The sequence below is a fragment of the Bradyrhizobium sp. SK17 genome (assembly GCF_002831585.1).
Taxonomy (GTDB): Bacteria; Pseudomonadota; Alphaproteobacteria; order Rhizobiales; family Xanthobacteraceae; genus Bradyrhizobium.
The window spans coordinates 3,338,312-3,362,621 of record NZ_CP025113.1 but is presented as its reverse complement, the minus strand read 5'-3'; the positions used below and the strand labels follow the sequence as shown (position 1 = coordinate 3,362,621).

General features: G+C 61.2%; 19 protein-coding genes, 1 tRNA gene and 3 pseudogenes. 6 read left to right on the top strand and 17 right to left on the bottom strand.

All coding sequences use genetic code 11. The features are described 5' to 3' along the window. Positions 1-56: 56 nt before the first annotated feature. The 8 genes from CWS35_RS15680 to CWS35_RS15645 all read right to left on the bottom strand — a co-directional run bounded on the left by CWS35_RS15680 (position 57) and on the right by CWS35_RS15645 (position 9,483). The gene (locus CWS35_RS15680; protein WP_157817153.1) at positions 57-440 is read right to left on the bottom strand and encodes a tautomerase family protein; all 384 of its coding nucleotides are present in this window, start codon (positions 438-440) and stop codon (positions 57-59) included. Positions 441-497: 57 nt separating this feature from the next. Beyond that, positions 498-1,298: an acetoacetate decarboxylase family protein gene (locus CWS35_RS15675; RefSeq protein WP_100952417.1), complete on the bottom strand. Its 801-nt coding sequence runs from the start codon at positions 1,296-1,298 to the stop codon at positions 498-500. Positions 1,299-1,339: 41 nt separating this feature from the next. Next, positions 1,340-3,046 carry a thiamine pyrophosphate-dependent enzyme gene (locus CWS35_RS15670; RefSeq protein ID WP_245438986.1) on the bottom strand — a complete coding sequence of 569 codons (1,707 nt, stop codon included), beginning with the start codon at positions 3,044-3,046 and terminating at the stop codon, positions 1,340-1,342. 165 nt (positions 3,047-3,211) lie between these two features. After that, positions 3,212-4,108, bottom strand: coding sequence for a helix-turn-helix domain-containing protein (locus CWS35_RS15665; RefSeq protein WP_157817152.1), 897 nt, complete (start codon positions 4,106-4,108; stop codon positions 3,212-3,214). Between the two features lie 140 nt (positions 4,109-4,248). Next, positions 4,249-4,635 (bottom strand): response regulator, encoded by a 387-nt coding sequence (locus tag CWS35_RS15660; RefSeq protein WP_245438985.1) that lies wholly within the window; start codon positions 4,633-4,635, stop codon positions 4,249-4,251. 52 nt (positions 4,636-4,687) lie between these two features. Further along, a complete protein-coding gene (locus tag CWS35_RS15655) occupies positions 4,688-5,326 on the bottom strand; it encodes a response regulator transcription factor (protein ID WP_100952413.1) in 639 nt (212 codons plus the stop codon). Beyond that, the gene (locus tag CWS35_RS15650; RefSeq protein WP_100952412.1) at positions 5,323-7,623 is read right to left on the bottom strand and encodes a PAS domain-containing protein; all 2,301 of its coding nucleotides are present in this window, start codon (positions 7,621-7,623) and stop codon (positions 5,323-5,325) included. Before CWS35_RS15650 ends, CWS35_RS15655 begins: the two co-directional genes overlap by 4 nt. A gap of 84 nt (positions 7,624-7,707) precedes the next feature. Continuing rightward, entirely contained in the window at positions 7,708-9,483 is a 1,776-nt protein-coding gene (locus CWS35_RS15645) for an adenylate/guanylate cyclase domain-containing protein (RefSeq protein ID WP_100952411.1), read from the bottom strand. Positions 9,484-9,991: 508 nt separating this feature from the next. On the opposite strand from CWS35_RS15645, the gene CWS35_RS15640 reads away from it, so the two are divergent. Next, the gene (locus CWS35_RS15640; RefSeq protein ID WP_100952410.1) at positions 9,992-11,536 is read left to right on the top strand and encodes an acetolactate synthase large subunit; all 1,545 of its coding nucleotides are present in this window, start codon (positions 9,992-9,994) and stop codon (positions 11,534-11,536) included. 42 nt (positions 11,537-11,578) lie between these two features. On the opposite strand, the pseudogene CWS35_RS15635 reads toward CWS35_RS15640, so the two are convergent. The 6 genes and pseudogenes from CWS35_RS15635 to CWS35_RS15615 form a co-directional block, all read right to left on the bottom strand. After that, positions 11,579-12,691, bottom strand: a pseudogene (locus CWS35_RS15635) (gamma-glutamyltransferase family protein). A gap of 231 nt (positions 12,692-12,922) precedes the next feature. Further along, positions 12,923-13,840, bottom strand: coding sequence for an ABC transporter permease (locus CWS35_RS15630; RefSeq protein WP_100952409.1), 918 nt, complete (start codon positions 13,838-13,840; stop codon positions 12,923-12,925). Then, positions 13,837-14,928 (bottom strand): ABC transporter permease, encoded by a 1,092-nt coding sequence (locus CWS35_RS15625; RefSeq protein WP_100952408.1) that lies wholly within the window; start codon positions 14,926-14,928, stop codon positions 13,837-13,839. Before CWS35_RS15625 ends, CWS35_RS15630 begins: the two co-directional genes overlap by 4 nt. Further along, positions 14,925-15,383, bottom strand: a complete 459-nt coding sequence (locus CWS35_RS40085; protein ID WP_245438984.1) for a hypothetical protein — start codon at positions 15,381-15,383, stop codon at positions 14,925-14,927. The genes CWS35_RS15625 and CWS35_RS40085 overlap by 4 nt, the downstream gene beginning before the upstream one ends. Next, complete coding sequence (locus CWS35_RS15620; RefSeq protein WP_245438983.1) at positions 15,380-16,471, bottom strand: ABC transporter ATP-binding protein; 1,092 nt, start codon at positions 16,469-16,471, stop codon at positions 15,380-15,382. The genes CWS35_RS40085 and CWS35_RS15620 overlap by 4 nt, the downstream gene beginning before the upstream one ends. Before the next feature lie 39 nt (positions 16,472-16,510). After that, entirely contained in the window at positions 16,511-17,479 is a 969-nt protein-coding gene (locus CWS35_RS15615; protein ID WP_100952407.1) for a BMP family protein, read from the bottom strand. Between the two features lie 339 nt (positions 17,480-17,818). On the opposite strand from CWS35_RS15615, the gene CWS35_RS15610 reads away from it, so the two are divergent. Genes CWS35_RS15610 through CWS35_RS15600 form a run of 3 tightly spaced genes read left to right on the top strand, consistent with a single transcriptional unit; the run spans position 17,819 to position 20,510 of the window. Further along, positions 17,819-18,625, top strand: coding sequence for a cysteine hydrolase (locus tag CWS35_RS15610; RefSeq protein WP_100952406.1), 807 nt, complete (start codon positions 17,819-17,821; stop codon positions 18,623-18,625). 14 nt (positions 18,626-18,639) lie between these two features. Continuing rightward, positions 18,640-19,830, top strand: coding sequence for an amidase (locus CWS35_RS15605; protein ID WP_100956395.1), 1,191 nt, complete (start codon positions 18,640-18,642; stop codon positions 19,828-19,830). After that, positions 19,827-20,510, top strand: a complete 684-nt coding sequence (locus CWS35_RS15600; protein WP_100952405.1) for a TetR/AcrR family transcriptional regulator — start codon at positions 19,827-19,829, stop codon at positions 20,508-20,510. Before CWS35_RS15605 ends, CWS35_RS15600 begins: the two co-directional genes overlap by 4 nt. A gap of 285 nt (positions 20,511-20,795) precedes the next feature. On the opposite strand, the gene CWS35_RS15595 is transcribed toward CWS35_RS15600, so the two are convergent. Both CWS35_RS15595 and CWS35_RS15590 read right to left on the bottom strand, forming a co-directional pair. Continuing rightward, positions 20,796-20,879 (bottom strand) — tRNA-Met (locus tag CWS35_RS15595). Between the two features lie 19 nt (positions 20,880-20,898). Beyond that, a complete protein-coding gene (locus tag CWS35_RS15590) occupies positions 20,899-21,150 on the bottom strand; it encodes a helix-turn-helix domain-containing protein (protein WP_100952404.1) in 252 nt (83 codons plus the stop codon). A 124-nt stretch (positions 21,151-21,274) separates the two neighbouring features. Between CWS35_RS15590 and CWS35_RS15585 the strand changes: the two genes are divergently transcribed. Next, positions 21,275-21,715, top strand: a complete 441-nt coding sequence (locus CWS35_RS15585; protein ID WP_157817151.1) for a hypothetical protein — start codon at positions 21,275-21,277, stop codon at positions 21,713-21,715. 529 nt (positions 21,716-22,244) lie between these two features. Further along, positions 22,245-23,052 (top strand): annotated as a pseudogene (locus CWS35_RS15580) (3-phosphoshikimate 1-carboxyvinyltransferase). Positions 23,053-23,894: 842 nt separating this feature from the next. On the opposite strand, the pseudogene CWS35_RS15575 reads toward CWS35_RS15580, so the two are convergent. Further along, positions 23,895-24,170, bottom strand: a pseudogene (locus CWS35_RS15575) (DUF736 domain-containing protein); the annotation flags it as partial. Positions 24,171-24,310: the final 140 nt, after the last annotated feature.

The window sequence follows — 24,310 nt, the reverse complement described above, 5'->3', positions numbered from 1 at the left end:
AAAGCCCTTGATTGTCATTCCGCAACCTTCGATTCACCGAAACAGACGCGTGCCGTTCAGGAGGCGCCTTGATCCGCAACGTCCGGCATGATCTTGCCCATCTCCATTGCCTGACTGGCCGGCACCTCTTGAATGCCGAGAACAATCTGATCCTCGGCCGCGCCGGTCGCGTCCTGCACGATGTCCCAGATGCGTCTCAGCATTGCGCGCTTGTATTCAGAGGATCGACCGCTGCGGATAAGAAGCGTCAGTCCGACGCACGGGGCTACGCGGCCGGCCGTAAACCCACTCCCTGCTGCGTAATCCTGAAAGACGATGTGGACCCAGTCCTTCGGAACCCCTGCATATTCGGCGTGAAAGTTAGTCAACTCGGCGGCGAGCGTTGCCTTGGCTTCTCCGGCGAGCGTGCCGTCCTGCATGGTGATGGTGTAGAGCGGCATTATGTTGCCCTCGTTAGGTTCCACGACTTTCCGTGGCGGCGTTGAACGACGCCGCAGCTAGGCGGCGTTGTCCTTCAGGATGCGGAGATCCGTGACCGAATAGGCCATCCCGAGGCGATAGCCGCGGCCGACACGCAGCGGCGCGATTCGGTGCATGTCCTCGCCTTGCACTTCCGGGATGCGCAGCTCGGCTGATCCGCCCCACACGTCGACGATCGCGAGGTCATCGGTGAGCGACAGCGTCAGTTCATCGACCGCCGCCGTCTTCTGATGGGCCGCCGCAAGCTGGGGAAAATAGCGGCGCATCACCGTGGGCCGATTGAAGACCTTCGAGGGATCGGCGACTTTTTCCTCGAGCTGGATTCGCGCGGTCGCCAGCCGCTCCCCATGCGCGGCAACGCTGGCGCCGAAGTGACTTCCCTTGGCGAGCGGCGCCGCTGCTGCGCTGGGCGCAGCGAAGCTTCGGGTCTGGAAGACGCTGCCAAGTTTCTTCGGGAAACCCTGCGCCCAGCCGCGCGCGATCGCCGCATCATTGTCGACGAAGATGAAGGGACAGTAGTTGATCGGGGTACCGTCGAACACGGCCTCAACCAGAACGAAAGCTTCGCGATACTGATAACGGGCAGGATCCGTAAGCTCATCGTTCGAGCCCGTGAACTGCCAATCGAGGAACCAGAAGAATGCGCGGCCATTAGACTTCTCATCAAGTTTGAGACCAGGCGGAAGCAACGCCGCGATCGCAGCAGGTTCTGCCCAATATTCGATTGCGATACAATCGCTGGAGTAGTGCCATGGCGGCAGATTCACTAGCGCGGACTCGCCGGTGGGCGTAAGCGGAACCGAGAAACCCTTAAGCATATGCGTGTCTCCTCGACGTTGACGTCACTCACGCGACGCCGTCAGCGGATGTTCTCGACGACCATTTCCCAGACGTCATGGCCCTTGCCTTCCAGAACGGCGCGAGCGGTGTAGACGGCCATGCCAATCACGGCCTCCGGCGCGATCAATGGCGACGGCGGCATCACCAGTTGCATCGGATTGACCTTCACATGGAGAAGTGCGGGGCCGGGCTGCGCAAGCCAGCTCGTGATCGCTTCATCGAGATCGCCTGCCTTGCTGACGCTGTGCCCCCAAAGTCCGATCGCCTTCGCGACCTCGCCGAAGTCAGGATTCTTCAGGTCGGTGTAGATCGGCACAAAGCCGGCCGCCTTCTGCTCGATGTCGACAAAGCCAAGCTTGCCGTTATCATAGACCACGATCTTGATCGGCAACTTCTCCTGCACGACGGTCAGGAGATCGCCGAGCAGCATGGCGAATCCCCCATCGCCCGCCAGGCAGACCACCTGCCGTCCGGGCTGGCATTTCTGCAAACCGATCGCCGACGGCATGCCGCTCGCCATCGTGCCGTGTAGCAGGCTGGCAAAGGTCCGGCGTTTGCCGCCGGTATCGATGTGGCGCAGCATCCAGACCGCCGCAGTGCCATCGTCGGCTGCAAACAAGGCGTCCTTGGCGGCCTGTCGATTGATGACCTTGGTCAGATAGGTGCCGGAGATCGTCGCGTCGGGACCTGGTATGGTTTCCGACGCCGCGGATTGCCGGTCCTTTTCGTGGCGCTTGACATGAGAGGCGAGAAAACTGGCGTCCTGATGCTGCTCGAGGCGCGGCAGCAGCGCCTCCAGGCTCGCTTTGATGTCGCCGACGACACCGAACGCCACGGGATGGCGCCGGCCGATATGCGTCGGATCATGATCGATCTGAACGATGGTGGCCTTGTCCGGATAGAACTGGCTCCAGGCGAAGTCTGCGCCGAGTAACAGAAGAACATCGCAGTCGAGGATCGCGCGATAGCCGGCTGCGGCGCCGATAATGCCGGTCATCCCGACGTTGTAGGGGTTGTCGTATTCGACGAAGTCCTTGCCGCGGGAGGTATGCGCCATCGGCGCCTTCAGACGTGCGGCGGTGGCGACGACCTCGTCATGCGCGCCGGCGCAGCCCGCACCGGCGTAGATAGTGATGGCGCTGCTCTTGTTGAGAATGGCGGCGATCTGGTCGAGATCGGCGTCGCTAGGACGAACGATCGGCTGCCGATGATGAACCACATAGGGCCGCTCCTCATGCGCCGGAGCATTGGAGATATCTGCAGGCACGACCAGTACGGCAACGCCCCGCTTGGTCAGCGCAGCCTGGCAGGCCGCCACCGTCTTGCGCCGGGCCTGCTCCGGCGTCACGATCATCTCGCAGAAGACGCTGCAGCCCTTGTAGACGTCTCCGAAATCGATCTCCTGGATCGAATTGAACCCGATATCCTCCCGCACCACCTGAGTCGCGATCAGGATGACCGGCGACCGGTTGCGATTAGCCTCGTAGAGCCCATTGATGAAATGCAAGCTGCCGGGACCGCAGCTGCCCGCACAGGCCGTGAGTTCGCCGGTGAACAAGGCCTCCGCACTCGCCGCAAAGGCGCCGGCCTCCTCATGCCGCATGTGCACCCACTCGATCTCGCTGGCGTCGATGGCATGGGCGATGCGGTTGACGGTATCTCCGATGATCCCGTAACAGCGCCTGACTCCGGCTGCCTGCAACGTCTCGACTAGTACTTCGGCCACTCTTCTGCTCATAGCTTCACCTCGATCGTCGAGAAACAGCTGCTCGCTGACAGGTCCGCCCCTTGCGCGGCTCAGGTCCGCCGCGTGGCAGATTAGTGTCGGGCAACCGCGGCGTATGCACCACGCTTGCCCTCGTTTAGACCGTTCTTGCTCTTGCGCGCCCGCTCACTGCCGCGAATCGCGGGCACGGCGGTACATCGCGGGAGTCATGCCTGTGGCTCGCCGGAACGCGCGGGTGAAGCTCGATTGCGAGGAAAACCGGCACGCGAAGGCCGCCTCGGCAATCGACGCCCGCCCCGCTCCGATGATGTCCTTTGCGTGCTCGAGACGCCTTTGGCTGACGTAGCGATGCGGAGGCATGCCTGTCGCGGCAGAGAAGGCGCGTATGAAGTAGAACACACTGAGACACGCGACACCGGCGAGGTCGTCGACCGCGATGTCGTCCGTGAGGTTCTCCTCGATATAGTCGAGAACGCGCCGCAAGCGCCGCTCATCGAGCTGATGCCGCGACGAGCCCGACAGGCGCGCCCAGCCGATATCCAGATGGGCCTGTACCAATCTTGCGGCGAGCATCAGCGACGAGGTCTCCGCAAGCATGCGACCAGTGGATGTCGGCCTCATGATCTCCAGCAGCAAGGAAAGTCCGACCTGGTTGATGACCTCGTCCCGTATGCCGCCTTCGTAGCGAACGAACCGGTCAGCCGTTGCAGGCAGATTGTACTCAACGCTCAGCCGCCCAAAAATGGCCTCCGGCAAGTAAAGATCAAGAACCCGAACCTTGGGTGAAGCGATACGATATTCGTCATATTGGCCGCCGTTCGGCTTGAGCCAGATGCTGCCCGGATCAAGCTGGGCAGATCGCCAGTTCCCCCCCATCTTGAAGCTCGCCTCGCCTTTTCCGGAGCCACCTAGGACAATCGCGATCTTGGCCTTCGGGGCAATCGGATCGGAGCCTTCGCTAGGGCGATAGGAGCGAAGCTCGCCGAGCAGGCCCGACCAGCCCAATCCGTCCGAGGATTGTAGAATCTCGTAGGGCGAGACCGGTTTCGCTTTCGTTTGCACAGACTTGCATCCGCTACTGGACCTTGCAGCAGTCCGGCCCAAACCGAAAGCCGCAGAGCCTTCTTACAAGACGACGGTAAGGGAGCGCAGCGGGCCGGGTATATAGCGTTTATCCATTAGTCTGGCGGGTCACGCACCCGTCACGGCCGGCCGGTCGAGGCGCGCAACTCGGAAGCGATGGCAGCGAGCAACTCCTGCCTGTCAAACGGCTTCTCAAAAAGCGGCCGCCCGCCCCGCGCTGCTTCATACTCTGTGGCCGCGAACTCGTGACGGCCGGTGATCAGTATGACCGGCAGCGTGGGATGCAAATTCCGGATCGCCTGCTGAAGTCGAAATCCATCAACATCCTGCATGCCGATATCCGATATGACGCAGTCGACATCGGCGAATGTCGTGTCCAGAAATTGCTCCGCGGTGGCGAATAGCCGAACGCCGTAGCCCGCCGACTCCAGCAAATCTTCGAGAGATTCAAGGAGCCGATGGTCATCATCAATGACAGCTACTACCGCCTTTGCGGGCGAGGACACGCCAGTTGCCTTTCTCCAGCCGTGGCATAACCGTTTTTGCATCCGACGACTATCAAGGTTTCGTATAATCCAGACCGGACGGTGCGATGCTTAGTCGCTCAGTCATGCGCACCAAATCCGCGATCGAGCGAGCTTTCATCTTCTGCATAACCCTGCTGCGATGGATTTGCAGCGTGACCTCGCTGATGCCCAACTCGGCGGCTGCCTGCTTGTTAAGCAGTCCGCCGACCACGAGCGGAAGCACCTCTCGTTCGCGTGGCGTCAGCGAGGCGTAACGCTCTTGAAGCTTTGCCAGCTCGTTTCGATTGTGGCGCGCCTCCCGATCGCGGGTCAATGCAACATTTATGGCTTGCAAAAGCAGACCTTCGTCCACCGGCTTCGTCAAAAAATCAATTGCGCCCGCTTTCATCGCGCGGACCGATGATGGGATGTCTCCGTGACCGCTGATAAACACGATTGGAGGATGCTGGGTTGGTGCCATCGCAGTTTGCAGTTCGAGACCGTCGATGTCCGGCAACGACAGATCAAGAACGAGACAGCTCGGCACATCCGAATTGCCAAACCGAAGATATTCGGCCGCTGATCCGAACGCCACGGAAGAAAGATGACGCGAAGCGAGCATGTCGGAAATCGACTCGCGCACTCTGAAGTCATCGTCCACGATGATGACCAGGTCGGATTTCTGGATCATGCTGGAGTTTCCGACCATAATGGCAGCGTAAGCCAGAATGTGGCGCCTTTCGGTTGGTTATCGCGGACGCGGAGCACGCCACCGTGAGCGTGAACGATGGAGCGGCTGATGGCCAAGCCGACACCCAAGCCATCTTGCTTGGTACTGTAAAACGGCTCAAACGCCTTGTCGGGGTGCGTCAATCCCGGACCAAAGTCGCAGACTTCAAGGACGATGCACCCATCCGTACAATGCGAGCGCACGATAAGCCGCTTCGGAACGCTGTTCGCATGTTCCATTGCTTCCGCACCGTTGCGAATGAGGTTGATGAGCACCTGCTGAATTTGAATCCGGTCGACCTGTACCAAAGGCAAGGCTGGCGCCAGCTCCAGCTCCAACGAAACACCCCTGCGGAAGAGTTCGTGCTGAGCCAAACGCTCAACCTCCTCGATCATCGCATTGATATTCATTGGGGTCTTCGTCGGAGCAGTTTGCTTGAAAAGGGCGCGAATGCGTCGGATTATATCTGCTGCCGCATTGCCGTCCCTGATAATGCGCTCTATCGCCGCCTGCGCCCGCGGAAGGTTCGGATTATCGCCGGACAGCCAGGTGCGGCACGTCTGCGCGCTGGCGACGATTCCGGCCAATGGCTGGTTGATTTCGTGGGCAATCGAGGCCGACAGTTCGGCGACTGTCGCGGCCTGAGATGCTCGCGCCAGTAGGACCTGCGTCGCTCTTAGCTCGCTCTCCGATTTCTTGGCTTCTTCGATGTCGACTGCCAGACCGTACCATTGGATAATGCGCTGCTGTTTATCGCGCAGCGGCTCTCCGCGTGCGTGATGCCAGCGATATTGGCCGTCGGCCCGCCGCAGGCGGTGTACGACCTCATAGGATTGGCCGGTCTGAATGGCGTGGAAAAACGCCCTTGCCGTTTCCGGATAATCCTCCGGGTGAATGAACGCCTCCCAGCCGAGATTCAGAAAATTCTCAAGGCGCAATCCGCTATAGTCGAGGACCCTTTGATTGAGATGTGTGGGCTCACCGTCCGGCGACGCCGACCATAATAGGGATGGCACCGTATCGATGATTTCACGGAGCTTTAGCTCGCTATCCCGAGACGCCTCCTCCGCCTGTCGCTGGTCATCCACATCAATGAGAACGCCGTACCAATTCTGCACACGCCCCTCGGCGTCGTGCAGAGGCTCGCCGCGCACGTTGAACCATCGATACGCGCCGTCCGCGCCTCGAAATCGGCAATTGGCAGCGTGCGAAGTCGTGGCTTCGAGGTTGTTCAACCAAGTCTGCACTTTGAATGCGACGTCATCGGGATGAACCTTGTCCATCCACCCCCAGCCGATGATCTCCTTCAGGGGTGATCCAAGATAATTGAGCAAGCGTTTGCTGACGTAGTCGATATGACCGTCCGGTCTCGCTCGCCACACAAGAGCCGGGATCGTCTCGATGGTTTCGCGGAGCGTTAGCTCACTTTTCCGCAATGCGTCCTCGGCGCGCTTCCATTCTGTTGCGTCTGTTGCGGTGCCGATGAACTCGACTAGCTCGCCGTCCTCGCTGAGAACCGGATGACCCGAGGCGTTAACGTGCCTAACTGTTCCGTCTGGGAGACTAACCCTGTACTCGGCGAAAGCATCAACTCTTTCGCGAAGCGACTCCTCAAACCTCTTCTTTACCCAACCACGATCCTCGGGATGGATCTGCTGTCGAAAATTGTCTCGAGAGGGTGAACTCTCGTGCGGATCCAGTCCGAAAATTCGGAACATTTCCTCAGAGCAGTACAGGACCTTGTCCGTGCGCGGGTCCCAAGCCCAACTGCCCGTATGCGTCAGCTTCTGCGCTTCGGCCAAATAAGCCTCACTTCGCATCAAGGCTTGCTCTGCCCGTTTGAGCTCTTCAATCTCCAGATTCACCCCGACCCATTGCAGCAGGGTTCCATCGCTGGCCCGGAGCGGTTCGGCGCGACTGAGGAACCAGCGGTAGCCTCCTTGAGCGTTGCGAACTCGAAAACTCACCTCGCCGGCCCTGCCAGTGCGCAGGCAGGTCGACCAGACCTTGCGCGTTTCGTCGTGGTCGTCGGGATGCAGGAACGGGATATGGGCGTCCCACGCTGCACCGGTGTCGATGCCGTAACGCAAGGGGTGATCTTGCGACAGACCAAGGTAGTTTGCGGTCCGCTCGTTCACAAAGGTGAGCCCGCCGGACGAGGACGCGTACCAGGTGTACGCCGGGATCACGTTCAGAGTGGCCTGCAGCCGTTCAGGATTCGCGAATGCGCCCTCAGCTCTGCTGACGTCGTCTGCCATAGGTCTCTCAGTGTTCAATCCACTTCGCCCCCCATCTGGGCCCCCTCCATCGGACTAGTCCAGTCTCGTCGTCACATGGGGGTATCATTCCGGGAGGCCGGCACGCCTCATTGCCTCTTGGTACAGCAAAAGGTCCTCTTGTCGATAGGGCCCAAGCACCTCTTTCAGATTGGATAGGCGAAGTGTTGGATTGACCTCGCACAACAGCGCAACCGCTTCACGAGCCTCGTCCGTTCTTCCCGCAAGCGCGTTACTGGCGGCAACAATACGCAGAACCGCTTGGTTGTTGGCATCGTCCTGAAACGCCAGGGCAGCCCATGACATCGCTTCGTCGTAGCGACCCAGGTAGAAATGACAATGCGCCGCTCCGGCCTTCGCAATTGCAATCAGCGGGTCTAGTGGGCTCAGTCGAATTGCATGCGCGAACCGCTCGATCGCGATTTCGCGCTCACCGAGCCAATTTTTTATCCACCCGCCATAGTGCCATGAATCGGCCAAGTTGGAATTCATCGCAAGCGCGCGATCAATCAAGCTTGACCCCGATTGCAAGTCGCCTGCCCCGTAAGCGAGTGCCCAGGCGCTCAAAGACAAAGCCATCGCGTCGTCCTTGCCCAGGCCGACTGCACGTTGGCTGAACCGCTTGACCTCGACGACCTCGCTTGAAAGGTCGGAACTCCACCCAAAGGCCTTCGCGCTCACGTAGCATAGGGCGGCCCGCCCGTACGCGGCAGCAAAATCGGGATCGACGTCGATCGCAATCTTAAACAAGCGAAGCGCCTCTGCATTCGCCTGTCCGCTGAACTTGTAGAATTTGGAGAGTCCACGCAGATAGAGAGAATAGGCATCGAGACTTTCGGTTGGCTTTAGTCTAGCACGCTCAATCTCGGCCCTTTCTATTGCAGGAGCGATGGCTCCAACGACCCGCTCCGTCACCTGATCCTGTAATTGAAAAATATCCGCAACATCGCCGTCGAACCGGTCCGCCCAAATATGCGAGCCTGTCGCAGCATCGATGAGCTGCCCGGTGATCCGCAGCCGACCGGTCGCCTTACGAACGCTCCCTTCAAGGACATAACGCACGCCCAGCTCGCGCCCCACCTGCTTCACGTCAACCGCGCGTCCCTTGTAGGTAAAGCTGGAGTTACGGGCGATGACGAATAGCGCTTTGAAACGGGAAAGAGCCGTCGTGATATCCTCGACGATGCCGTCGGCAACGTACTCCTGTTCCGGATCGGCACTCATATTTTGGAACGGTAGCACCACAACGGAGGGTTTGTCGGGCAATGGCAGCGGCCTGCCAATCCTCTCGGGCAATGTGATGCCTTTCGTTGACGGGGAGACCAAACGCCCCGCATAGACGCGGACTGGCCGGTCAATATTCTTCAACCACCGTTCGCCGAGATCGTCGAACGCTAACATCGTCTTGCCCCGCACATGTCGGTACGCATCATCCGAAAGGTACACTTCGCCCGGTGCACATTCGCTTTCGATGCGCGCAGCGATATTAACTCCGTCGCCGTAGATGTCGTCACCATCAACAATGATGTCGCCGACGTTTATTCCGATCCGAAACTGGATAGGCGGTCCCGCCTTGTCTCGATTCTGGGTCATTTTCTCCTGGACCGTAACGGCGCAAGTCACTGCGTCCACGGCACTTGCAAACTCGACGAGCATGCCGTCGCCGGTCGTCTTAACAATACGGCCATTGTGCGCCGCAATAGCAGGATCGATCATCTCGCGGCGAAGCTTTTTCAAGGCGGCCAGCGTGCCGATTTCGTCAGCTCCCATAAGACGCGAGTAACCCGCGACATCGGACGCCAGCACAGCTGCCAGTCGCCTCTCGACGCGTTCGCTCGTCATGGAGCACCTAATCGGTAGAGGTTCGTCAGATTGTTCGTGCTCGACCGAGATTCATTCGTCATTCTTGGCTTTCGATCAGAGCGGCAGCGCAAACAAGAATACGGCCTCCTACGGCCGCTTGTCACGTGTGTGTTGTGAAGCACCGGAACACCGACAGCAAGTAACGCTAGAATCCCAAGTGGGCAGTTTGGGTACAGATGGCTGCGGTCGATGAAGGTACTGTCCGCCCGAGGATCACGGACGTCCGTTTAAGACCTTCACAAACCCTTGGTTCCCTGCGACGCTTCGATCCAATGTTACCGACCAAGCTGCAAATCGCACGGCATCCCGCACCCGTTCCAAGACACATCAGCGGATACCGATGCAATCTATCGGAGATCCGGCGGCATGATCAAACTGATCCTTGGCAAGCCAATCACCTAGTTGAATCAGTCCGTTTGAGGTGACGAAATCCAACGTGGAAGCATCAAGACGGACCAAGTGATCGTTAGGACGACGGGTAAGCAGCATGAACGGCGCGGAAAGTCTCTTGCGGACGCTGGTCGCATCGGGGGTCGAGGTCTGCTTCGGCAATCCCGGAACGTCGGAGATGCACTTCGTGGCAGCGCTCGACCGGGTCGAGGGCATGCGGACCGTGCTTGGCCTGTTCGAAGGTGCTGTAACCGGCATGGCCGACGGCTATGGCCGCATGGCCGAGAAACCGGCAGCAACGCTGCTGCATCTCGGGCCGGGACTGGCGAACGGGCTCGCCAATCTGCACAACGCGCGTCGTGCAGGCACGCCGGTGGTCAACATTGTCGGCGACCACGCGACCTATCATGCACAATACGACGCCCCCCTCACCTCCGACGTCCACGGTTTCGCGCGGCCGGTCTCCGCCTGGATCCATTCATCGGCAAGTGCCCGGACCGTCGCCGCAGACGGTGCTCGCGCCGTGCAGGCGGCGTTACAATGCCCAGGTCAGATCGCAACCTTGATCCTGCCGGCCGACACCGCTTGGCTGGAAGCCGATCGCCCGGCGCCGGCCTTGCCGAGGCCGAGGCCAGCCGGAGTTTCGACTGAGGCGATCGATCAGGCCGCGATTGCGCTCCGGTCGGGCAAGAAGACCATGATCCTGATCCGCGGCGCCGCGCTAAAGGAGCGTGGGCTAAACGCGGCGGGCCGGGTCGCGGCAGCAACGGGCGCACGCATCGCCTGCGATACGTTTGCACCACGGTGCCAGCGCGGCGCCGGCCGCGTGCGGGTCGAACGCATTCCGTATTTCGCCGAGCAAATCGTCGAGTTCATGAGCGAGGCCGAGCAGCTCATCCTGGTTGGCGCCAAGCCTCCCGTCAGCTTCTTCGCCTATCCGAACAAGCCATCCTGGTGCACCCCCCAGGACTGCAGAATTCTCCATCTCGCCCACGAGCATGAGGATGGCACGGGCGCCCTGGAGGGGCTTGCCGAGGCTGTGAAGGCCTCAGGGCAGCCGCAGCATGTTGGCGTACTGAGCAGGCCGGACATTCCGGGCGGACCGCTCGATGCGCGGACGGCCGGACAAATCATCGCGCATTATCTTCCGGCCGGAGCCGTCATTTCCGACGAAGGCGCCACGGCCGGAAGCGGCGTGCATCGCTTTGCCGACGGTATCGAGCCACACGACCATCTGACACTGGCCGGCGGAGCGATCGGACAGGGTATTCCCCTTGCCACCGGCGCTGCGGTGGCCTCCCCGGACCGGAAGGTCGTCTGTCTCCATGGCGACGGTGGGGCGATGTATACGCTGCAGGCGCTGTGGACCCAGGCACGGGAGGCGCTCGACGTCACCACGGTGATCTTCGCCAACCGCTCCTACGCGATCCTCAATATCGAGCTTGCGCGCGTCGGAGCCGGCAATGCCGGTCCGAAGGCATTTTCAATGCTCGATCTGCATAATCCCGAGCTTGACTGGGTCAAGCTCGGCTCCGGAATGGGCGTGGAGGCAAGCCGCGCAACGTCGGTCGAGGAGTTCGCGAGCCAGTTCGGCAGCGCGATGAAAGGTCGCGGTCCCCGTCTGATCGAGGTCGTTCTGTGATCACGGTCGGAGGGTGCTTCACGCCAATTTTTCCAGACCGCGTCACACGGACAGGCCGGACAGGGCGCCAATCAACTCAGCGTTTGGCGTCCTCCCCCAGTAGACGCTTTGAATGAAGCTGACGCTGAGCCCGGTACGATCGGCGGCGGCGAGCCACACAGTATCGCCCTGCCCGGGAGGATCAAGCGACGGCGCAGCATGACTTTCAGACACTTTTTGATGAAGCGCAGCCAGCGATTCCTCCGACAGAAACGTTGTCGCTGATCGCTCCATATAGTCGGGATCAGTCACATAACGGTTGCGGATGCGGAAGGCAGCCTTCGTGCATTCGACCAGCCTGTGCAAATGATCAACGCCGTCGGGCTCGCCTGCAATCCGGCGGGCATAGAGCGCCAGGATCAGAAGCGACGCCAGGCCCTGTGTCGGCGGCGGCATGTTGAATACCGTGCCCGGCGACCTCGACCGACAGCGGCGTCACGAGCGATGCCTGATGCCGCTCCAAGTCGGCGAGCCGAAGCGGACTGCCCAATCGCTCGAGATCATCAGCCATCGAACGCGCCAGATCGCCCCGGTAGAAGTCTGACAGACCCGCCTTCGCCAACCGCCGCAACGTTTCGGCAACACGCGGTTGTCGCAGGCGCCGATCGGAGGCGGCGCGCCTTGCGGCAAATAGACCTCGGCAAAGCCCGGCACATCCTGAAGCTCAGGCCGCTTCTTGCCGATGTTCTCGTGCAGCGTCCGCGTGACGGCAAAGCCTTCCTCGGTATGGAGCGTTGCAGGCTCGAGCAGTCGGGCCAGTGGCAACCGTCCGCTGTGGTGATCACGGCTGAGTTCGTAAGCCTTCTGCCAGCCATCGACGGTGCCCGCGACCGTGAGCGCGGCCAAGGGTCCGCGGCTCGGGATACTGCTGTACCCCTGCACGCGATACCAGGCGCGATCGCCCCCTATCGCAAAGCGTCCGCAGGCTTGAATTCCGACCGGATCCGAGCCAGCCCGGCCGACGAGCCAGAAGCTGTCGCCCCCGAGACCGTTCATATGAGGATAGACCACGGCGATCGTGGCAGCCGACGCGATCATGGCCTCTATGGCATTGCCGCCTTCCGCGAGGACGGCAAGCCCCGCCTGCGCCGCAAGGTGGTGCGGCGCGGTTACCATGCCGCTATAGCTACGCTTCGTCTGCAACACCGCAAAACTCCCTACGAGTATTAGGGTTCTTGCTCATTTTTCCAATCGTGTGGAGACACCCGGTTTGATGCAAGGCATTTTTCGAGGCTCAGAGGCATGTGTCATCCCGAATACGGGTCCCAGTCCGGATTTCCTCGTACCAATCATTCATTGCGCAGGGTCCGCACGAACACGTCCCCCGCCCACGGGACAAACCGCCTCTTAGCGCCGGTACGGCTCGCCGAGCGTTGCTGGTGCCATCTGACGGCCGACGAGACCGCCAACAGCAAGCAAGGCCAAGAGATACGGCAGCATGATCAGCAGCGCGTTGGGAACAGCGATCCCGAGCGCCGGAAGCTGGAACTGAAGCGCTGTTGCCGCACCGAATAACAAACAGGCCAACGTGGTTCCGCCGATCCGCCATTTGCCGAAGATGACGGAAGCAATCGCCAGATAGCCGGCACCGCGGGTCATGCCCTCGGTAAAGGTGTGAATGTCGCCGATCGAGAGGAACGCACCGGCGAGCGAGGCCATGAAGCCCGCAAAATGGACACAAGCATAGCGCACGCGCGTCACCGATAGGCCGGACTTGTCGACTGCCCGCGGCTCGGCGCCGGCAGCATGGATCGCAAGGCCGATGGAGGTATAGCGCAGCACAAGTCCCGTTACGACGATCAGGCCGATCCCAGCATAGAGCAGCCAGACCTGCTCGAACACCGCACTGCCGATCACCGGAATATCGCCGAGCAGTGGCGGCGTGACCTTGGCAAGGCCTGGAATCTCGGCCCGCGACCGCGCGCCGAAAATCTCGCGATAGGCCAGCGTCGTCGCGCCCAATACCAGGATGTTGATGCCGATGCCGGAGACGATCTGGTTGGCACGCAGCGAATTGCTCAGCACGGCCTGGAGTAGCGCAATCGGCTGCACCGCGACGATCGCAATGAGCAGACCGATCAGCGGATTTCCGGTGGCCCAGGCGCCGACGGCCGCGGCGAAGGCCGACGTCAGCATCAAGCCCTCGATGCTCATATTGAGTACACCGGCGCGCTCGCTCACCATCTCGCCGATGCCGGCCAGCAATAGCGGCGCGGCAAGCCGGATCGATGATCCCAGAAAGACTGCGAACAGCTCCCAACTCATCGCTGCTCCCATTTCTCGATGAACAGCGCCGCACCCGCCAGCGTGATCACGATCAGGCCCTGGATGACGACGACGAGCGCGGTCGGCACCGCCGCGACCATCTCCATGTTGATGCCGCCGGAACGCATGAAGCCGAACAACAATGAGGCCGCGATCACGCCCGGCACCGAACCGCGTGACAACAGCCCGGCAACGAGGCCATCGAAGCCATAGCCGGAGGAAAAACCGTCCTTCAGCGTATACTGCTCGCCGAGCAGCATCATCGCGCCGGCAAGTCCGCCAAGCGCGCCGGCGGCCGAAAGCGCAAAGATCACGGTCCGTGCATAGGAGATCCCGGCGCGGTTTGCCGCCACCGGATTGAGACCAACAGCCCGCAGCCACACGCCGAGAATGGTCCTGGACAGAATGACCCAGACGACAACAGCGAGAATGAACGTCAGCGGCAATCCGATATGCACCGGAAAGGAGTAATCGCCGGTCAGCAACGGCAGCTTGGTCTCGTCAGGAATTTCCAACGACTCCGGCAATGTCGCGGAACTCGTCATCGGCTTGCGCAACAGTGCCGACGACTGCACGCACCAATAGAGTAGCCAGACGCCAATAAACGACAGCAGCAGCGTGGAAATCACCTCGTTGGTACCGGACTTGACCTTGAGCACCGCGGCGATCCCGCCCCAGAGCGCGCCGGCGATCACGGCCGCAAGCATCGGCAGGATGAAGGCCAGTCCGAGCGGCAGGCCGCTGACATGGCCGTAGAGCGCAACCGCTGTCGCTGCGATGCCGCCAACCGCGATCTGGCCCTCGCCGCCGACATTGGTCAGGTTCGCGCGGTGTGCCAGCACGAAGCCGAAGCCGACCAGGGCGAACACCGAGCTTCGGTTGAGCGAAGCCGCGAGCGCATAGGGCGAACCGACGGTGCCGTCGATGAAGGCCGCGATCGCGTTCGGCACCGACACGCCGATCATGGCGATCAGCGCAAGGCCGACCAATGCGGCAAACGCCACGGCCAGCACCGGCACAAGCAAAGTCGGCCGGAGCGAGAGCCGGGTCGTTGTCCCGATCGAGGGCTGCTGGTTGACGGCGGTCATTGCGGTTGCCCTGCCATCATGGCACCGATGGCCTCCTTCCGTGCCGGATCGGCCGGGCAGGATCCCATGATCCGCCCGCGATAGAGCACGACGATACGATCAGCGACGGTCAATAGTTCGTCGAGCTCCGATGACACAAGCAGAACCGCGATGCCGCGGCCGCAGGCCTCGCGGATGTGGCTGTAGACGGCGGCGACCGCGCCGACATCGAGCCCGCGCGTCGGTTGCGCTGCGACCAAACAAGACAGATTCGGCAGCGTGATCTCGCGCGCCAGCACCGCCTTTTGTTGGTTGCCGCCGGACAGGCTTGAAAACAGCGAAGCGGGCCCGCGGGCACGGACGTCGAAGCGCTGCATCAGCGCGGCCGCCTCGCGCTCGAGCGCACCGCGCCTGAGGAAGCCGAAGCGGGTGAACTCGTCGATCCGGTTGAGATAGATGTTTTCCGCCACGCTCATGCCGAGCACGAGCCCACCGCATGACGGTCTTCAGGTACGATACCGACACCGGCTGCTGTGATCTCCTTCGGTGAGCGGCCGGTAAGCTCGGTCGCGCCGAGATGGACCCGCCCTTCGGTCGCCTCCATCATGCCCGCAAGCACGGCCGTGAGTTCGCTCTGGCCGTTGCCCTCGACGCCGGCCACGCCGACGATCTCGCCGCGGTCGACCATGAGGGTGAAATTGTCGAGCCGCGTGACGCCCTGGCGGTCTTTCACCGTCAGGCCGTCGATCTGAAGGGCCTCGACCTTGGCTTTCGAAGCCGGCTCGTGGCCCACATGGGTGACAGGCTCCAGTCCGAGGATCGATGCCGCTGACGTGTCGAGTGCTTCGACGTTGCCCTGGATCATCGCGCGCACCAGCGCGTCGATATCCGCGGTCGGATCGTTCGAGGTTGCCACCGTCCGACCGCCGCGCAGCACGGTGACGCGATCGGCGACCTTCTTGATCTCGGCAAGCTTGTGCGTCACCAGCACCACCGCGCGACCGCCAGCCGCGACCCGACGGCAGACGTCGAGCAGCGCCGCGATTTCATCCGGCAGCAGCACCGCTGTCGGCTCGTCCAGCACGAAAAGATGGGGATCGCGGATCAGACATTTGACAATCTCGACCCGCTGCCGCTCGCCGACCGAGAGATCGTCGATCTTCGCCAATGGATCGAGCGGCAGGCCGTATTCGGCAGCCAGCTTCTCGAGATCCCGGGCGCATTGCCTGCGATCGAGGATGCCGCGCTGGCGCCCGAGCAGAACATTGTCGACAACGCTCATGTCGCCGACCAGGCTGAAATGCTGGTGCACCATCGCGATGCCCTGCGCCAAGGCGTCCGCAGGGCCTGACGGCCGATACGGGCCGCCGCGATATTGCATCGCGCCGCTATCGGGCTGGTGCACGCCGAAGATCAGATTGCACAGCGTCGACTTGCCAGCACCGTTCTCGCCGAGGATGCAATGTACCTCGCCGGGACGGAGATCGAGCGAGACATCCGACAACGCGGTGAAGCTGCCGAACCGCTTCGTGAGCTGCGAGAGCGCAAGAAGCGGTTCGGCCACAGCCTCAGCCGGTGCCGGCAACGTACTTGCCATCGGCAATCAACCCTTCAGCACCTTGACCTTGCCGTCGAGCAGATCCTTCATGATCTGGTTGAGCTTGGCCTTCTGCTCGGCTGTCGCACCGCAGATCACCATGCTGGAGGCCTCGGGGCCCATCTTCAGGCCGAACTCCTTGTAGCCAGCCTGCCAGGTGCCCTTCACTGCCTCGTCGATGGCAAATTGCACCTGGTAGCCGGTGCCGGTGATGGAATAGGCGACGTAGAGCGGGTCGGTGCCGCAGCGATCAGTGTAGCTGCCGATGATGTGAGTGCCTTTCTCCTTCGCCGCCTGCTCCATGCCGCGCAGGCCGAGATTGAGGATGTGGTAGTGGATGTCGGCGCCTTGCGCGATCGCGGCGAGTGTCGCTTCCTTGGCCTTGGCGACGTCGTCGAAATCGCCCGTGTAGTTCTCGGTGTATTTGATGTTCGGGTTGATCGACTTCGCGCCGTTACCGAACTCCTTGCCGGCATTGACGATCGAGGGAATTTCGAGCCCACCGACATAGCTGATGGCGCCCGTCTTGGACAGCATCGCAGCCGCAGCGCCCGCGACGTAGGCGATCTCCGCCTGCTTCACGTCATAGCCCGCGACGTTCGGCGCGCTCTCTCCGTCATTGCCCCCGACAATCGAGAAGTGAACTTTCGGGAAACGCTTGGCGATCTTGTAGACCGAGGCCTGGGTCTGGCCGCCGACGCCGATCACGAGCTCGTTCTTGCTGGCGAGATTGGTCAGCGCCTGATCCATGTCGGCATAGTTGATGTTCTCGATCATCTGCACCTGGATCTTGTCGCCGTATTTCTTCTCGGCGGCCATCAAGCCGTCATAGGACGACTCCATCCAGCCCTTGTCCGACTTCGAACCCGGGATCAGAATCCCGACCTTCAGCGGATCGGCGTAAGCCAGCGTCGACGACAGCGCCAATGCGCCGGCCATCAGCGCGCCCTGCAAAATCAAACGGCGTGACCTCATCAAAAACCCCTCATACTGAGTTGAAATTCGTCCAGCGGATTCTCAGCAGCAAGGGCCGTGCCAGCATGTCATCTTATTGATTTTTCAATTGATTTCGATTTCAAAGACAAGCCAAAACAAACAAATGCTTACTTTTTATCCACACCTCGCGGGCAGTTGTCGGATTCATGGGCAAGACGTAGCCAGTGGCCTCGCACGCGCGTTGAATTTCCTTGCGAATTAACGTTGGCAGCGAACTTGCAATCGCGAGTGGTGACGCCGACGCACGCGTCGCAGCAAAGGTTGCAACACGCATCGCAATCAAATCCGCGCCGTGACCGGCGACGACAGGAGGACATCATGAAAGCGAGTGAACAGCGCGTCGCGTCGGATGCCGGGGGTCAGCTCGGGCTCGGGCGGCAATTCGCCTGGTATGCGACCGAGACCGAGGTCAACATGGCGATGCCGCAACCGACGCCGGTGCCGGTCACCATCGCTAGCGCGCCGCAGAACGTCACGGTCGATCTGTTGCGCACCGCGATCATCGTCATCGACATGCAGAATGATTTCTGCACCAAGGACGGCTGGGTCGATCATATCGGCGGCGACTATCGTCCCGACCGCAAGCCGATCGAGCCTCTGCAGAAACTATTGCCGGCGCTGCGCAAGGCTGGCGTGCCCGTGATCTGGGTAAACTGGGGCAACCGGCCGGATCTCGCCAACATGCCGCCGAACCAGATCCATCTCTACAAGCCGAAGGGCACCGGCACCGGCCTCGGCGATCCCCTGCCCGGCAGCGGCGCGCGCGTACTGGAAAAGGACTCCTGGGCCGCCGCGATCGTCCACGAACTGCCGCAGGAGAAGGACGACATCAAGGTCGACAAGTATCGCATCAGCGGTTTCTGGGACACGCCGCTCGACAGCATCCTGCGCAATCTCGGCGTCAAGTCGATCCTGTTCACCGGCGTCAACACCGATCAATGCGTGCTGCACTCGCTGACCGACGCCAATTTCCTCGGTTATGGCTGCCTGCTCGTGGAAGATTGCTGCGCGACGTCGTCACCGGATTTCTGCACCGAAGCCACGGTCTGGAACGTCAAGAAGTGCTTCGGCTTCGTCACGGATTCAAACGCGATCATCGCAGCCCTCGGCAAGCGCGCCGGGTGACGTCAAGCGATACGATGCGAGAGAACGACCAGAGCGGGACCGGCGCATTCGTGCCCGGGCCGCGTGCGATGCTGCCGCCGACCGCCGAAGGCAGGCTGAGCGGTTTGAGCTTCGCCGTGAAGGACCTGATCGATGTCGCCGGCCATGTCACCGGAGGCGGCAACCCCGATTGGCTGAGGACGCATAAGCCCGCAACGCAATCGGCCCCGGTGGTCGAGCGTTTGCTGGCTGCGGGTGCGGCGCTATCGGGCAAGACCATCACCGACGAGCTCGCCTTCAGCCTCGAGGGCGTGAATGCACACTACGGCACGCCATTGAATACGGCCTGCCCGGATCGGATTCCCGGCGGTTCCTCCTCAGGCTCGGCGTCGGCGTTGGCCGCAGGCATGGTCGATTTCGCGCTCGGCACCGACACCGGCGGATCGGTGCGCGTGCCCGCAAGCTTTTGCGGCCTGTACGGCTTCCGTCCGACCCATGATGCGATCCCGCTCACCGGCGTGATCCCGTTCGCGCCGTCCTATGACACGGTTGGCTGGTTCGCGCGCGACATGGCGACGCTTTCCGCTGTCGGCGACGTGCTGTTGCCGCGGGTCGCGCCCTCCCCGATCCGCAAGCTCGTTCTGGTCCGGGATACGTTCGCGCTGGCCGGTCCCGATGTCGCGGCATCGCTGAGCCGCGTCTGCGCGGACCTTGGCGTCGAAAGCGAGATCTCGCTATTCAACGGCGAGGAGAGCGAATGGCTCGAATGCTATCGCGTGCTGCAAGGTGCCGAGATCTGGCACGAACTCGGTCCCTGGATCGCCGCGACCAAGCCGGCATTCGGTCCGGCGATGGCGCCACGGTTTGCCGATGCGGCGACCATTACCGAAGCCGACGTCGCGCGCTTCAACCCGCGCCGCGCGGCCTTCGCGGCGCGCGTTTGTACAGAGCTCGCCAACGGCATCGGCCTCATCATCCCGACTGCACCTTGCATTGCGCTGCGCAAAGACGCCTCCGGCGAAGAAATCGGCGCATTCTATCTGCGTGCTCTGACACTGACGGCGATTGCGGGCCACGGCGGCTTGCCGCAGCTGACGCTGCCAGCCGCACAGGTCGACGACTGTCCCGTTGGTCTATCAATCGTGGCCGGCGCGAATTGCGACCGCGCGCTGCTCGACCTCGCTACTCCGTGGGCCTCCCTCTTGAGCAACAAGAACCCGACATGACCGCCCGCCTGCCAGCGCTCACTGATGTCGACGACAAGCCGCGACGGCGTCCGCGCCGCTCGGCCGAGCAAAATCGTGCCGAGATCCTGCGCGCGGCGACCGCAGAGTTCGCGACGCACGGCTATGCCGGCGGCCGCATCACCCGTATCGTCAAGAAGGCCAATACCAACCCGCGGATGATCTACGAGCAGTTCGGCAGCAAGTCCGAGCTCTATGTGGCGACGCTGGAGAGCGCGCTCGGCGCATTGCGCACCGAGGAACTCACGCTCGACGTCGAGCATCTCGATCCGCTGGAGGGCCTTTTAAAACTGTTCGATTTCATGAACGGGCACTTCGAACGCAACCTCGACCTAGTAAGTCTGCTGCGTGCCGAAAATCTCATGAAGGCGCGCTACATGAAGAAGTCGCCTCGCATCCACGAGATGTCCTCGCCGGTGCTCTCTATGACGAAACGTCTGCTCATCCGGGGCGTCGCTGAGGGCCGACTTGCTACAGACATCGATCCCTTGCGGCTTTACGTCATGATCGCGGCACTGAGCCAGTTCCACCTAGCCAACGTCCACACGCTTTCGAACGAATTTGATTTCGACTTGAAGGATCCTGCTTGGCGCGCGAAACGTAGCGCTGACGCGCGCAGAATGCTCAAAGCCTATTTGGAACAGAAAAGTGCTACAGCTTAGCTTGGGAGCAATAAAAATTCTCCGCTAAATCGCTTCCATTCGATGCCTAACGTCGAGGTCTCCGTCACCTCGGCTGAAGCAACCTTCGTCTTTCAATTTCATAGTGAGATGGGCACTATGACGTGGGGTCAGGCGTCGCAACGGCCTAACGTTCCGTCGCACGATTGATGACCCATCGCGCTTCCGATCGACTTCGGCAGGCGAGTATTTAACCGCTGTTCATCGTAGTACTTCGTCGTAAGAAATCGTGGTTTTGAATACCGCTGGCCGCTATAGCGTAGGGAATGGTTGCCGGAATAGGATTTGAACCTATGACCTTCAGGTTATGAGCCTGACGAGCTGTCCTGTAGTGGTCATGCGTCCCGGGCAAATGCAAATTATTGCTAGATTAGGGACCTCTTCGCCGAGATGAGGGTACGATCAGCAGCTTGTCCGGGGTCACGTTCAGTGCTGTTGCGATTTTCGCCAGGACCACGATTGTCACGTTTCTTTGGCGGCGTTCGACCTGACTAATGTAGGTCCGATCCACCCCCGCCTCATGGGCTAACTCCTCCTGCGAGAGCTCAGCCGCCTTCCGAAGCGCCCTAACGTTGTCGGCCACCACCCCAATTATTCCAAAATCGTTCTTCCCGGGCGTCATGGGCCCAAAGAACGTCGCAGCAGACTATCGATCCACGGACTCTGAGTCCCATTTTCAGCCACAAATGTTGACTATCGTCTACATCGATAGCGTTATCGAAATGCACGTTCCAAGGGATAGAAACTTGGCCACCCGCGACACTGCGTTCCGCCATGACAGTTCAGCCCCCGAGTGTCCAACCACTGATAAGGTGGAAGCGTTTTGGGAACTCGGCGAGGCGGGCCCCTTGGGCCCTTCGACTTACCGCGCGGGCTACCGCATTCGCGCAACAGGAAGCATTCTTTGCAATGTAGAACTTCCGGCGGCGATCGCTGAGACGGCGATCGTGGCCAATCTGGCGCTTGCGACAACGATTACGCCGGACGGATATATTCGATCTACCCTCAGCGGTGTCGCGGACCTGACGTCCAAAGCCGAGCCAATAGACCAACTCATTGCCCAGTCATTCTCAGTCGAAAATTTGAGGCTGGAGGGGATTAGCGCGGCGGATTTGGGATCGTTATTAGAACGGCTTGAGCGTTCCGTAGCTCTTCTGCACGAGGTCATTAAGCATGGATCGGATTAGGTCATCCGCCGAATCCCTTAGAATGGTGGAAGCGGAGCCACAGCCCGCGGGGATGAAGCCGGAGCGGGTCGCGCTGCATGCTGTGGCCGCTACGGCCACCGCGACAGCGCGGTCGCCGTATTCGCCACCTTCCTACTCCTCGCTGGGGAGCGGCGGAGCGGCGGCGGGTCCGGCAGTAACGCAAGGCCGAGACGGTCGTGGCGTGCACGCTGTGAACGCCGGAACGATCTTGACGCGGACTTTGTTTTTTGTGCGCTAACGTTGCAACGCTTCCGGGCTGCTTATGGCGAGCTTAGTGCCACCCTTCATCTCCCAACCGTCATGCCGTCGATGCTGCGCTAGACGACGTCTAATCTGCCATCGGCATTTAAGTTGTCGATCCCCTGGGGGTGCCAGCGGCGTTGCGTCAAACGAATGTCGTTGTAGCCGTCGCTGTTGAAGTCACCGGTGCCCACCGTTGATCCCTTCCCGCGAGGAGGAGGGAGACGACTGCTTGCGCTGGCGACAATCGTATGCCGCTGGCGCTCCCATGTCCTCGCCCTCGCTCGCCATCACACCGCCCACGCACCTACTCATTGGGCGGGTCACGCCGCCCGGCAGCAAGTCGATCACCAATCGGGCATTGCTGCTGGCGGCCCTCGCCCGCGGCACAAGCCGTCTCACCGGCACCCTCAAGTCCAAAGACACATCCCTGATGGCGGCGGCGCTCCAGCAAATGGTGTTGGTCGACGAGCCGGACGAAACCAGTTTCGTCGTCACCAGCGCGCGGGCCCTGAAGGCGCAGGACGAGCCGCTGTTCTTGGGCAACGCCGGAACGGCCACCCGCTTTCTCACGGCGGCGGTGGCACTCTGCGACGGGACGGTAACGGTCGACGGCGACGAGGTGATGCGCAAGCGCCCCATCGGGCCGCTGGTGACCGCGATGCACTCCCTCGGCATTGCCGCCAGCGCTCCCACCGGCTGCCCGCCGGTGATGGTCGAAGGTCGCGGGCATTTCGGCTCCGGCCGCGCCGGTGCGCTTCACCGGGATCGCCAATCTGCGAGCAAAGGAGTGCGACCGCGTCAGCGCGCTCGCGACCGAGCTATCGCGCATCCGGCCCGGCCTCGGCTATGAAGAGGGCGACGACCTGACCGTCGCCTCCGATCCCAAGCTCGCCGGCCAGACTCTGCCGACGCACATCGAGACCTACGAAGACCACCGCATCGCCATGAGCTTTGCGCTCGCGGCGCTCAGGATCGGCGGGATCGTCATTCTGGACCCCGAGTGCGTGGGCAAGACCTATCCCGGCTATTGGGCTGCGCTGCGCTCGCTCGGCGTGGAAACGCGGGCTGCCTAAGCCGCGACGATCGTCTCATCCTTGAGATTTGGTTTCGGAGAGCACTCGGTTGCGGCCGGCGTGCTTGGCCGCCTGGGCGCGGTAACATGCTCGCGTGACGCGCACCTCCGAAGCCCACGCCATGGACCACCGCGGAACGTCGACGCAAGGCCGCGCGTGGCTCGTTTGAGGCTTTTACAAGACCGCCTAACAGAATGGCCGAGGTGCGTTGCGGTTCACGAAACCGCAGCATGGCTTCGTACTCGATACAAAGACCGTAAGAAACTCTTCGACAGATCTCGTTGCTCAGTCCGCTGCACTCAAGGCAACTAGAAGCAGTTGAGATCTGATACCGACGTGCATCGTCAGCAAGTCAAAGGGCTTACCGCATCGTAGCGACACCTTGCGCGCGACTAGCGACAAGTCTTGGATGTGCAGACAATCACTTAGCGACCCTTAGGCGCTAGTGCTTTTATCTTGCGCTCTCCTATTCTTCACGTTCAGTTCGCTCAAGCTTCCTCTCTCTGCCGTGACAATGCTCCCGGAGCGGCATAGCGGCGAGCCCTTCGCTGGAAAAACGAAGGGCAATTCGAGCTATGAAAGCGATCGCGGAAACGCAATTTCTCTTCGTGAGAACGTCGCAACTTCATCCCCAGACATCGAAAATCCGAGCTCGATCCGACTCGAACTACGAGCGATCAGCTCAAAAAATACTGCGTCAAAATCCCTCGGATCGATCGCATTTTTGCAGGTGGCGAGGCCCTTCCTTTGAGCACAATAATGCTCCACTGCTCCGTTCAAAGCGGCGCAAGAACGCAAAAAAGCCCCGCCTACGAAGAGGCGGGGCCGATGATCCGTCGAGCTTAATCGCCGTTGCGGCGCGACCAGATCAGGCTGAAACCCTCCTCACCTTCGACCTTGACCAGCGAGGCGTAGATCGGAGCCGGGAAGCTCGGATCGTCGAGCTTGACCGAGAGATATTCGCGGTCGCTGTCGCGGACGGTCTTCTTCCAGGCGGCGCCGAACTCGGTTGAGCCTGCGAAGATGCGGTAGTCGGGAGCCTTGTCGTTGTCCTTTTCGGATGCCGTGAACTTGGCCTTGATGTTCAGCGTCAGGGTCTTGATCGAGCCGGTATAGCCGTTTTAGGTCAGCCGTCAACTGTCCTTCTGAAACGAAGCATCGGTGTTTGCTTCGTTATTTGCTGGAGGACACTTCCGAGATGTCCTTTAGCGCGATCGCGGCGCCCCGTGATGGAGCGCCGCGTCGATGGTTGAGCGCT